The organism is Spirillospora sp. NPDC127506 (assembly GCF_040302145.1).
Classification (GTDB): domain Bacteria; phylum Actinomycetota; class Actinomycetes; order Streptosporangiales; family Streptosporangiaceae; genus Spirillospora.
Window position 1 is genome coordinate 107,365 of record NZ_JBEORG010000024.1, and the last position, 11,658, is coordinate 119,022.

The window sequence follows — 11,658 nt, forward strand, 5'->3', positions numbered from 1 at the left end:
CCGCCCCGCGGACTCCCCATGAGAGCCGACATGAGGAGGGCGAAGCGGTTCGTCCGGCGCGGGCTCGGCGCGGCGCGGCGCCTCCTCGCCGGGGCGGTCGGCGCCGCCTACCTGCGCTGGCGGCGGTCCATCCAGGTCCGGGTCGTTACGTCCACGCTGTTCATCTCCGCGATCGTGGTCGCGATCCTCGGCGCGTTCCTGATGCAGCAGATGTCGTCGGCGCTCATGGACGGCAAGGTCAAGGCGGCGCGCCTCCAGCTGGACGACGGCCTGGCGCAGGTCCAGCGCGACCTGGGCAACTCCGCCGGGGACGGCAGCCGGCTCAACTCGACCATCGACCGGCTCAAGTCGCGCAGCGGACCGTCCGGGCTCTACGAGGTCTACATCCGCGACACGAACGAGCAGTACTTCGACGGGTACACGACCAACGAGCTGCGCCCGGAGAGCGTCCCCAAGCGGCTGCGCGAAGAGCTGAAGAGCGCGCCCGCCGGGTCGCGCGCCTACACCTACGGCAAGCTCTCCTACCTCGGCGGCAGGCCGGACGAGCGCGGCCTCATCGTCGGCGGCCGCACCGGGCAGTTCGAGCTGTACTACCTGTTCCCGCTGACGCAGGAGCAGCAGACCCTCACCAACGTGAGCCGCTCCCTGGCCGGCGTCGGGATCGTCCTGGTGCTGCTGCTGGCCGCGATCGCGTCGCTGGTCACCCGGCAGGTCGTCATACCGGTGCGGCTCGCCGCCCAGGGCGCGCAGAGGCTCGCCGCCGGGCGCCTCGAAGAGCGCATGCGGGTCCGCGGCGAGGACGACCTGGCCCGCCTCGCCCGCTCCTTCAACGAGATGGCCGCCAACCTCCAGGAGAAGATCGGCGAGCTGGAGGACCTGTCGCAGGTGCAGCGGCAGTTCGTCTCCGACGTCTCGCACGAGCTGCGCACCCCGCTGACCACCATCAGGATCGCGGCCGACATGCTCTACGAGTACCGCGACAGCTTCGACGACCCCGCCGTCGGACGGTCCGCGGAGCTGCTGCAGAGCCAGCTGGAGCGGTTCGAGTCGCTGCTCGCCGACCTGCTGGAGATCAGCCGGCACGACGCCGGCGCCGCGACGCTGGACGCCGAGTCCCTCGACATGCGCGACCTCGTCCTGCGCGCCGTCGGCGACATCCAGGGGCTCGCCGAGCGCAAGGGCAGCAAGGTCGTCCTGCAGCTGCCCGGCGAACCCTGCATGGCCGAGGTCGACCGCCGCCGCGTCGAGCGCATCCTGCGCAACCTGCTGGTCAACGCCGTCGAGCACGGGGAGGGCGAGGACATCGTCATCACCGTCGGCGCCGACCGCGACGCCGTCGCCGTCGCCGTCCGCGACCACGGGGTCGGCCTCAAGCCCGGAGAGGGGCAGATGGTCTTCGACCGCTTCTGGCGCGCCGACCCCGCCCGCGCCCGCACCACCGGCGGCACCGGGCTCGGCCTGTCGATCTCCCGCGAGGACGCGCAGCTGCACGGCGGCTGGCTGCAGGCGTGGGGCGAACCCGGCGCCGGCTCCCAGTTCCGGCTGTCGCTGCCCCGCGTCGCCGGGGCGGAGCTGCGCGGCTCGCCGCTGCCGCTCGTCCCGCCCGGGGCCGGGGACTCGCGCCCGCTGTTCGCCGAACTGGAGGCCGGCGAATGAGCCCCTGCGCCCGGCGCGTCACCGGCCTGCTGACGCTGGCCGTCCTCGTCCTCGGCGGCGCCGGCTGCGCGAACGTGCCGAGCGGCGGGCAGGTCATCAGCGGCAAGCCCGCCGAACGCGCCGAACGGGTCGACGACCCCTACGTCCGGCTCATCCCGGTCAAGCCGCGCCCCGACTGGGGGCCCGCCGAGATCGTCTCCGGGTTCCTCGCCGCGTCCGCGAGCTTCGACGACGGGCACAAGGTCGCCAAGATGTACCTGAGCGGCCAGACGTCCTGGAACCCGGGGCTGCGGCCCTTCGTGACCGTCCTCGCGAGCCGCGTCACCGACCCGCATGTGATCAAGCAGTCGGGGAAACAGGCCACCGTCCGGATCACCGGCGACCAGCTCGGCACCATCACCGCCGACGGGCAGTACACCGCGTCCCCGAAGAACTTCGACGCCGCCTTCCAGCTCGCCAAGACCCCGCAGGGCGTCTGGCGGATCACCGGCCTGCCCGGCGACGAGAAGTCCGGCCTGCTGCTCACCAAGGACGACGTCGAGCGCGCCATGCGCACCGTCAACCTGTTCTTCTTCGCGCCGGACCGGCACACCCTCGTCCCGAACGGGGTCTTCCTGCCCGTCGCCAACCGGCAGGCGCTGCCGACCCAGCTCGTCCAGGCCCTGCTGACCGGGCCCACGTCCTGGCTGGCGGGCGCCGTCGACAGCGCCTTCCCCAAGGGCACCCGGCTGCGCCGCGGCGTCCAGGTCGACAAGGAGATCGCGACCGTCGATCTCACCAAGGAGGCGCGCGGCGGCGACATCGAGCGGATGTCCGCCCAGCTCAGCTGGACCATGCGGCAGCTGTCGGAGATCAAGCAGTGGCGGCTGCAGATCCAGGGGGAGACCGTCGTCCCCGACGGCATGGACGCCACGCAGCCGGTGAACGCGTGGGAGGAGAACTCGCCGGACGGCCGGGTCGCCACGGAAGGCGCCCACCAGAACGCCTACGTGGTCGGCCCGTCCGGGTTCCTCGGCACCCTGGAGGGCGACCGCGCCCAGCCGGTCGTGACCGGCCCTGCCGGGCGCCTGTCCCGCCCCGCCGTCGCCCCGGGGTACCAGGAGTTCGCCGGGCTGAGCGGCGACGCCACCCAGGTCCTGGTCGCCGCGCCCGTCTCCGGCTCGCCGGCCCCCCGCGTGGTGCTCACCGCGCACGACGGCGCCCGCTTCACCGCGCCGTCCTGGAGCCGCGACGGCACCCTGTGGGTCGTGGAGAGCAAGAAGGACGAGTCGTGGCTGTGGGTGCGCCGCCCCGGCAAGGAGTTCGTCCGCGCCGCCCACTGGGGCCTCGGCGGCCGAGAGGTCCTCGCCTTCCGCGTCGCCCGCGACGGGGTCCGCGCAGCGGTGATCGCCGGGATCGACGGCCGCCCCCAAGTGCAGCTCGGCCGCATCGCCCAGAGCCCCGACGGCTCCCTGGACGTCGGCTCCTTCCTGCCGGTCAGCTCCGAGCTCCAGGACGCCGTCGACCTGGCCTGGCGCGACTACGCCACCCTCGCCGTCCTGGGCCGCGCCAAGCGCGACTCGCAGACCCTCCCGTTCCTGATGCCGATCAGCGGCAGCGCCATCACGTCCCTGGGCGTGGGCTCCCTGGGCGAGCCCCGCACGATCGCCGCCGCACCCGGCGCCCCGATCCTGATCGGCACCCGCTCGTCCGGCAAGGACCAGGTCTGCCGCCAGCGCACGCCGACCAACTCCTACAGCCCGTGGATCTGCCCGACCCCGGCGAAGGACCCCACCTACCCCCGCTGATCCCCGGGTTGTCCACACCTTCCCGAACGAGGGACGGGACCGGAAGCGCAGCGGCATCGTCGAGCCCGTGGGACTCCTCGACGACCTGATCGACCTGTTGCTGCCCGAACGCTGCGCGGGGTGCGGCCAAGAGCCGACTCTGCTGTGCGACGCCTGCGCCGGGCCTCTCCGCGCGTCCGCACGGCCCGCCAGGGCCACGGCGCCCGGCACCCCGCCCGTGTGGACGGTCGCCGCCTACGAGGGCTCCCTGAGAGCGATCCTGGCCGCCTACAAGGAACGCGGGCGAACGCCCCTCGCCGCTCCTTTGGGCGAGGCCCTCGCGACGGCGCTCCACTCCGCCCTCGCCCCCGCGCACCCGCCTCCTGCGGATGGCGCGGGGGCGGTGGTGGTGCGGGTGCCTTCGGGGCGGAGGGCCGTACGGCGGCGGGGGCATGATCCGCTGCGGGGGGTGGCCGAGGTCGCGGTGCGGCGGCTGCGGGCGGGCGGTGTGCCGGTCGTCATGGTGGACGCCCTGCGGCAGCGCGGGCGGGTGGCCGACCAGGCGGGGCTCACCGCGGTGCAGCGCGCCGCCAACCTGCGGGGCGCGGTCGAGGTGCGGGCCGACGTCGCCGGGTCGCCGGTCGTGCTCGTGGACGACGTCGTGACCACGGGCGCCTCGCTGGCCGAGGCGGCTCGGGCGCTTCGAGCCGCAGGGGCCGACGTGGTCGGCGCGGCCACCATCGCGGCGACGCCTCGGAGGCGTCCGTGGTGACGGGCGCCGGAGCCGGGGGCCGGGAGAGAGAAGTCGGGCGAATGGTGACTTTCTTCACTTTTGTTCAAGGGGGCGGTAGTTAGCTACGTGGAGTAGTCAGATGATGCCCGGCTTGTCTGGTCTTGAGGGGGTGTTTGGGGTTATTCGAGTCACACCGTGTCATGAAGGGGGTAGAGATTCCTCAAACTCACCGGAAGGCCAGTAGGGGCTGACCTGCGCGGGCGCGGGCGGCCGGACCGCCGACCCCCACGGGGTTCACGGCAGGTGACGGGGCGCTCGGGCCGGGCCCGGGGAACCCGTAGCGGCAGGCGGCGATGACGGTCCGTGAGTTTTTCCTCGGACGCCCCTCCTGACATTCGTCGCGTAAGGGGTTAGCGTTCCTGACATGGCACCCGCCCGGGTCCGTGGTTGCGTCGGATCGCAGTGCTCGTCAGGAGCACGGCAGGCGGTCCGGCTAGCCGATGCCAGGCGCAGGCGAAACGGCCCACGTAAGGCGACTTCTCGTCGACCGATCACGGTGCGCCTTAGAGGTAAGTCCTGCCCCATCGGGGGATCCGACATCCTCCGAACCGGGAGAAGGGCAGTAGTGGCGAGAGCGCCGCGAGCCCCTCAGCAGGCGGATGTGGGGACGAAGACCAGGTCGGCCGGGCGGGTGCGACCCACCGTCCTGTGGTGCCCGTCCGGGACCGGCAGGGGTCCCGGGCCGGCGACAAGCCCAACCGGGAGAAGGGGGGTCCCGCGTGAACATCACCGTGAGGGGCCGGCACACCGAGGTCAACGACAGGTTCCGTCGGCACGTCGACAACAAACTGGCCAAGATCGAACGGCTTGACCAGAAGGTCATCCGCGTGGACGTGGAGGTGTCCGAGGAACGCAACCCACGGCTGGCCGACCAGCGCGAACGCGTGGAGCTCACGATCCGCTCCCGCGGCCCGGTGATCCGGGCCGAGGCCGCCGCCGACGACCGGTACGGCGCCCTCGACCTCGCGCTCGACAAGCTGGAGTCCCGGCTCCGCCGCGGCGCCGAGCGGCGCAAGGGCCACGGCCTGAAGAGCCAGGGCAAGAACCACGGCAAGGGCCGCGCCAAGCTCGCGACGATGGAGACGCTCCCCGAGCCGCTGCCCGAACCCGTCCCCCGGGCCGTGGAGACCGCCCCGGCGCCTCCCGAGCCCGAGACCGCCACCCGGGACGAGAACCTCGTACCGATCCCCATGGACGGCGACGGCCCCCTCGTCGTTCGCGAGAAATTCCACAAGGCCGAGCCGATGGGCATCGAGCAGGCCCTTTTCGAGATGGAACTCGTCGGCCACGACTTCTTCCTCTACCGCGACAAGGCCACCGGGCACCCCTCGGTCGTATACCGGAGAAGAGGCTGGGATTACGGAGTGATCAGGCTCGTCGAAGAGTGAACCCTTTCCGTCTCGGTGATGCGGCGGACGCGTCGCGTCACCACCGGAACCATGTCATGATCTGAAAAGGCGCATCAGCCGATCCGCGGACGCGGCGCGTCCCGGGAACCTTCCCGGGGCGCGCGGCGGTTGACCGGGAAGACACCCGGTCGAAATCCCCCGGGTTCGTCCCCGGACCCCGTAGGTTCCCGAGGACGACCCGATGGACGACAACCCTCCGGTAGTTCCAGATCGCTGAATAGTGAAGGGGGGAAGCGGCGTCTCCTCCACGCCGCGACTCTGGTGAGCGAGAATCCCGAGACTCGCGACGCCGCGGCGGTACCCCGTCCGACCGGCGCCGACGCCGCCCCCGCCGGCCGGGACGCGGCGCGGCCGGCCGACACGGCCGACCCCATCCGCGTGCTCATCGTCGACGACCATGCGCTGTTCCGCAGGGGCCTGGAGATGGTCCTCCAGGGCGAGGACGACATCGAGGTCATCGGCGAGGGCGGCGACGGGCACGAGGCCGTCGAGATGGCGGGCGACCTGCTGCCCGACGTAGTCCTGATGGACATCCGGATGCCGCGCCGCAGCGGCATCGAGGCGTGCACCGCCATCAAGGACGCCGCGCCCAGCGCGAAGATCGTCATGCTGACCATCAGCGACGAGGAGGAGGACCTCTTCGAGGCGATCAAGGCCGGGGCCAGCGGCTACCTGCTCAAGGAGATCTCCATCGACGAGGTCCCGCAGGCCGTCCGCGCGGTGCACGGCGGCCAGTCGCTGATCAGCCCGTCGATGGCGTCCAAGCTCATCACCGAGTTCGCCGCGCTGGCCAAGCGCAGCGAGGAGCGCACCCAGCAGGTCCCCGCGCCCCGCCTCACCGAGCGCGAGATGGAGGTGCTGCGCCTCGTCGCCCGCGGCCTCGGCAACCGGGAGATCGCCCGCGAGCTGTTCATCTCCGAGAACACGGTGAAGAACCACGTCCGCAACATCCTGGAGAAGCTGCAGCTCCACTCCCGGATGGAGGCCGTCGTCTACGCCGTCCGCGAGAAGCTCCTGGAGATCACCTGACGGCCGCCCGCCGCGACCGGCAATCCGGTTTTGTCGGTGTTGTGGCGTAGCATCGCGGGCGTGGCAGAGGCAGTCGAACTCAGCGCGGACGAGGCACGGCGGCTCCAGCTGCGCGCCCAGGGGTTCCTGGGCGCGCGCCCGAAGGGCGGGGTCCCCGCGATGCTGGAACGGCTGGGGGCCGTCCAGCTCGACACCATCTCGGTACTGGCGCGCTCTCACGAGCTCGTGCCCTACGCCCGGCTCGGCCCCGTGAAGCGCGGCGCGATCGAGGCCGCGTACTGGGGCAACGGCTCCCGCAAGTCCGCGGAGCACGCGGCCGGCGGGGGCGCGTACCCGGCGTTCGAGTACTGGGCGCACGCGGCGTCCGTCATCCCCATGGCCGACTGGCCGCTGTTCGCGTTCAGGCGGCGCGCGTACCTGGAGCGGGGGTGGCGGTGGCACAAGGTGCCGGAGGGCGTCTGCGACCAGATCAGGGCCCGCCTGAAGGCGGACGGGCCGCTCACCACCAAGGAGCTCGGCGGCGCCAAGGCGAGCGCCGAATGGTGGGACTGGAGCGACCACAAGATCGGCATCGAGTGGCTGCTGGACGTCGGCGAGGTCGTCTGCGTCGAGCGGGTCGGCTGGCGCCGCGTCTACGACCTCGCGGAGCGTGTCGTCCCGCCGGATCTGCTCGCGCGGGACCTGGACGACGACGCCTGCCTGACCGCGCTGGTCGCCCGCGCCGGGCGCGCGCTGGGCGTGGCGACCCGCGGCGACCTCGCCGACTACTACCGGCTCCGGCAGGACCAGGTCGACCGGGTGATCGGCGCGACCGGGCTCGTCCCCGCCGAGGTCGCCGGATGGCCGCAGCGCGCCTGGGCCGATCCCGGCGCGCTCTCCTCCCCGCCCCGCGGCAGGCACGCCACCACCCTGCTGTCGCCCTTCGACTCCCTGGTGTGGGACCGCGCCCGCACGTCCCGCGTCTTCGGCTTCGACCACCGCCTGGAGGCGTACGTCCCGAAGGACAAGCGCGTCCACGGGTACTTCGCGATGCCGCTCCTCGCCGGCGGTCGCCTCATCGGACGCGTCGACCCCGCCCGCGAGGGCCGCACCCTCATCGCCCGCCAGGCGTCCCTGGAGCCCTGGGCCACCCGCACCGCCGCCCGCACGGAGTCGTCGGCGCAGGCCCTCGCCACGGCGCTCTGGCGGGCCGCCGCCTGGGTCGGCTGCGACGACGTCCGCGTGGAGCGCACTCCCTTGCCGCCCACCCTGATCAAGGCCGCCCTGAGCGCCGCCATGCCGTCCTGAGCGCACCAGCGCCTCGCTCCGCGGCCCGCCCCGGGAATCGGCCGCCGGGGCCGGTTGTTCGACTCAGTGAGGATCGAAGCAGCGGGGATGTTCGCTTCGCACGCCCGCCGGACATGCGTGAGGCCGGCCCCCTCGGGGAGCCGGCCTCGTGCGGGGCGGGTCAGCCGTGGGGGGTCTGCTCGGTGTCGGTCGAGACCGGGGCGTTGAGGACCTCGCCCTGCTCGCCGCCGCGGCGCCTCGCCGAGCGCGAGCCGAACAGCGAGTAGTCGACGATCTCGGGGATGACGCGGGGCGCGTCCACGACGACGTCGGAGAACAGGTGGACCATCCAGCTGACCAGGAGCCCGGCGACCACGATGCCGGCGCCCACCCAGAACATGATCCACTGCGGGCCGAGGCACAGCGCGACGCCGCCGACCACGAAGCCGATGAAGATGATGGTCACGGCGATCCACGAACTGAGCCGGCCGGCGTGCGAACCTGACCCTTCGGACATTGGCCTTCCCCTCCTGAAACGGTGTGAAAGATCCTCTCCCGGACCCGGCAGGTCAAACGGGACGCGCTGTGGATTGCGCTGCGGAGTGACCTAGACCATTCTGGGTCTCGCCTACGATGGCATCGTACGTGTGGTGTGCGTGCCGCCCTGAGCGGTGAACCACGATCTGCAAGGAGCCTTCGAGAGTGCCGCCAGTCATCGACAAGATCCTTCGTGCGGGCGAGGGAAAGACCCTGCGCAAGCTCAAGAAGCTCGCGGATCAGGTCAACTCGATCGAGGAAGACTTCCTCGAGATGAGCGACGCCGAGTTGCGCGAGCTGACCGACAAGTACCGGGAACGAATCGCCGACGGCGAGACCCTGGACGACCTGCTCCCGGAGGCGTTCGCGACCGCACGCGAAGCCGCCAGGCGCGTCCTCGGGCAGCGCCATTACGACGTCCAGGTGATGGGCGGCGCGGCGCTGCACCTCGGGAACATCGCGGAGATGAAGACCGGTGAGGGCAAGACCCTGACCTGTGTGCTCCCCGCCTACCTGAACGCGCTCTCCGGCGACGGCGTCCACGTGGTCACGGTGAACGACTACCTGGCCAAGCGCGACGCCGAGTGGATGGGCCGGGTGCACCAGTTCCTCGGTCTCGACGTCGGCGTGATCCTGCCGCAGATGACCCCGGACGAGCGCCGCGCGGCCTACAACTGCGACATCACCTACGGGACGAACAACGAGTTCGGGTTCGACTACCTCCGCGACAACATGGCGTGGAGCCTGGAGGAGTGCGTCCAGCGCGGCCACAACTACGCGATCGTGGACGAGGTCGACTCGATCCTCATCGACGAGGCCCGCACGCCCCTGATCATCTCGGGCCCGGCCGAGCAGAACTCCAAGTGGTACGCGGAGTTCGCCAAGATCGCCCCCCGGCTGAAGCGCGCCGAGCTGATCAGCACCGCCGGCCAGGTCGACGAGTACGGCCCCGGCGACTACGAGGTGAACGAGAAGAAGCGCACCGTCGGCATCACCGAGTCCGGCGTCGAGAAGGTCGAGGACTGGCTCGGCATCGACAACCTGTACGACTCGGTGAACACGCCGCTGGTGAGCTTCCTCAACAACGCGCTGAAGGCCAAGGAGCTGTACAAGCGCGACAAGGACTACGTCGTCATGAACGGCGAGGTCCTGATCGTGGACGAGTTCACCGGCCGCATCCTGCACGGCCGCCGCTACAACGAGGGCATGCACCAGGCCATCGAGGCCAAGGAGGGCGTGCCGATCAAGGACGAGAACCAGACGCTCGCCACGATCACCCTGCAGAACTACTTCCGCCTCTACAAGAAGCTGTCCGGGATGACCGGCACCGCGGTGACCGAGGCGGCGGAGTTCAACAAGACCTACAAGATCGGTGTCGTGCCGATCCCGACGAACAAGCCGATGATCCGCGAGGACGTCGCGGACGTCGTCTACAAGACCGAGCAGGCCAAGTTCGAGGCCGTCGTCGACGACATCGCCGAGCGGCACGAGAAGGGCCAGCCGGTGCTGGTCGGCACGACGTCGGTGGAGAAGTCCGAGAAGCTGAGCAAGATGCTCAAGCGGCGCGGCATCCCGCACCAGGTGCTGAACGCCAAGCACCACGAGCAGGAGTCCGCGATCGTCGCCGAGGCCGGCCGCAAGGGCGGCGTCACCGTCGCGACGAACATGGCGGGCCGCGGCACCGACATCATGCTCGGCGGCAACCCCGACTTCCGCGCCGACCTGGAGCTGCACCAGCGCGGCCTGTCCCCGCTGGAGACTCCGGAGGAGTACGAGGCGGCCTGGCCGGAGGCGCTGGAGAAGGCCAAGGAGGCCGTGAAGGGCGAGCACGAGGAGGTCGTCGAGCTCGGCGGCCTGTACGTCCTCGCGACGGAGCGGCACGAGTCGCGGCGCATCGACAACCAGCTGCGCGGGCGCTCCGGCCGGCAGGGCGACCCGGGCGAGTCCCGGTTCTACCTCTCCCTTGAGGACGACCTGATGCGGCTGTTCAACTCGGCCCGCGTCGAGTCGATCATGACCCGGCTGAACATCCCGGACGACACCCCCATCGAGTCCAAGATCGTGACGAACGCGATCAAGTCGGCGCAGAGCCAGGTCGAGCAGCAGAACTTCGAGATGCGCAAGAACGTCTTGAAGTACGACGAGGTCCTGAACCGGCAGCGCAAGGTCATCTACGCCGAGCGCCGCAAGGTGCTGGAGGGCGAGGACCTGCACGAGCAGGTCCGCCGGATGATCGACGAGGTCGTCGCCGGCTACGTCGCGGGCGCCACCGCCGAGGGCTTCGCCGAGGAGTGGGACCTCGACAAGCTGTGGAAGGCGTTCAAGCAGCTCTACCCGATCTCGATCACGGTGGACGAGCTGATCGAGGAGGCGGGCGGCGACATCTCCGGGCTGGACGCCGAGACCCTCGCCGAGAAGATCCGCGAGGACGCCCAGGCGGCCTACGACAAGCGCGAGGAGGAGCTCGGCTCGGACGTCATGCGCGAGCTGGAGCGCCGCGTCGTGCTGTCGGTCCTCGACCGCAAGTGGCGCGAGCACCTCTACGAGATGGACTACCTCCAGGAGGGCATCGGCCTGCGGGCCATGGCGCAGCGCGACCCGCTGGTCGAGTACCAGCGCGAGGGCTACGACATGTTCAACGCGATGCTCGACGGCATCAAGGAGGAGTCGGTCGGCTACCTGTTCAACCTCGAGGTCGAGGTCGAGGAGCAGCCGGAGGCCCCGACCGTCGGCGCCGCCCCCGTCTCCGTCGCCAAGTCGGCCCCCGCGGCCGCCGCGGACGAGGAGGAGGGCGAGGGCGCCGTCGCCGTCGACGTGGAGGAGGCCGACGAGGCCCCCGCCATCAAGGCGAAGGGCTTGGAGAAGCCGTCCCGCCCGAAGAAGCTGGAGTACTCCGCCCCGACCGTGGACGGCGAGGGCGGCGTCGAGCTGCACAGCGAGGAGAGCGAGGACGAGTACGCGGGCGTGAACCGCAATGACCCGTGCCCGTGCGGCTCCGGCAAGAAGTTCAAGCGCTGCCACGGCGACCCGCGCAACCGGAACAAGTAGCCGGAGCGGTCAGCGCCGCGCGAAGCGGCCTCCCGGACGCCCGGGAGGCCGCTTTCGCATGGTGCGCCCAGCATGGGCGATTGCTTGGGGGTGAAAGTCCCCTGGAGGAAGAGGTGGTGCTAACTCCGAGCCGGAGGCAAGGGCGTCGTCGTGA

The 11,658-nt window shown here is 71.1% G+C and carries 8 protein-coding genes; 7 read left to right on the plus strand and 1 reads right to left on the minus strand.

The genetic code is table 11. From position 1 onward, the window contains the following. Positions 1-30 precede the first annotated feature (30 nt). The 6 genes from mtrB to ABTW95_RS22700 all read left to right on the plus strand — a co-directional run bounded on the left by mtrB (position 31) and on the right by ABTW95_RS22700 (position 7,940). Positions 31-1,656 (plus strand): MtrAB system histidine kinase MtrB, encoded by a 1,626-nt coding sequence (gene mtrB / locus ABTW95_RS22675; protein WP_396448077.1) that lies wholly within the window; start codon positions 31-33, stop codon positions 1,654-1,656. Beyond that, entirely contained in the window at positions 1,653-3,443 is a 1,791-nt protein-coding gene (locus ABTW95_RS22680) for an LpqB family beta-propeller domain-containing protein (protein WP_396448078.1), read from the plus strand. The genes mtrB and ABTW95_RS22680 overlap by 4 nt, the downstream gene beginning before the upstream one ends. A 67-nt stretch (positions 3,444-3,510) precedes the next feature. Then, on the plus strand, positions 3,511-4,194 hold the full coding sequence (locus ABTW95_RS22685; RefSeq protein WP_500227312.1) for a ComF family protein: 684 nt from the start codon (positions 3,511-3,513) through the stop codon (positions 4,192-4,194). Positions 4,195-4,934: 740 nt separating this feature from the next. Further along, positions 4,935-5,603, plus strand: coding sequence for a ribosome hibernation-promoting factor, HPF/YfiA family (hpf, locus tag ABTW95_RS22690; RefSeq protein WP_396448080.1), 669 nt, complete (start codon positions 4,935-4,937; stop codon positions 5,601-5,603). 282 nt (positions 5,604-5,885) lie between these two features. After that, on the plus strand, positions 5,886-6,653 hold the full coding sequence (locus ABTW95_RS22695; RefSeq protein ID WP_500227313.1) for a response regulator: 768 nt from the start codon (positions 5,886-5,888) through the stop codon (positions 6,651-6,653). Positions 6,654-6,713: 60 nt separating this feature from the next. Further along, entirely contained in the window at positions 6,714-7,940 is a 1,227-nt protein-coding gene (locus ABTW95_RS22700; protein ID WP_500227314.1) for a winged helix-turn-helix domain-containing protein, read from the plus strand. A 160-nt stretch (positions 7,941-8,100) separates the two neighbouring features. On the opposite strand, the gene ABTW95_RS22705 is transcribed toward ABTW95_RS22700, so the two are convergent. Further along, positions 8,101-8,436, minus strand: a complete 336-nt coding sequence (locus tag ABTW95_RS22705) for an HGxxPAAW family protein (RefSeq protein ID WP_396448082.1) — start codon at positions 8,434-8,436, stop codon at positions 8,101-8,103. 185 nt (positions 8,437-8,621) lie between these two features. On the opposite strand from ABTW95_RS22705, the gene secA reads away from it, so the two are divergent. Continuing rightward, the gene (secA, locus tag ABTW95_RS22710) at positions 8,622-11,504 is read left to right on the plus strand and encodes a preprotein translocase subunit SecA (RefSeq protein ID WP_396454358.1); all 2,883 of its coding nucleotides are present in this window, start codon (positions 8,622-8,624) and stop codon (positions 11,502-11,504) included. Positions 11,505-11,658 lie beyond the last annotated feature (154 nt).

Bases quoted from the DNA above. Each gene is read 5' to 3' on its own strand.
- ABTW95_RS22705 (WP_396448082.1), bottom strand. From the start codon at position 8,436: ATGTCCGAAGGGTCAGGTTCGCACGCCGGCCGGCTCAGTTCGTGGATC.
- ABTW95_RS22680 (WP_396448078.1), top strand. From the start codon at position 1,653: ATGAGCCCCTGCGCCCGGCGCGTCACCGGCCTGCTGACGCTGGCCGTC.
- mtrB (WP_396448077.1), top strand. From the start codon at position 31: ATGAGGAGGGCGAAGCGGTTCGTCCGGCGCGGGCTCGGCGCGGCGCGG.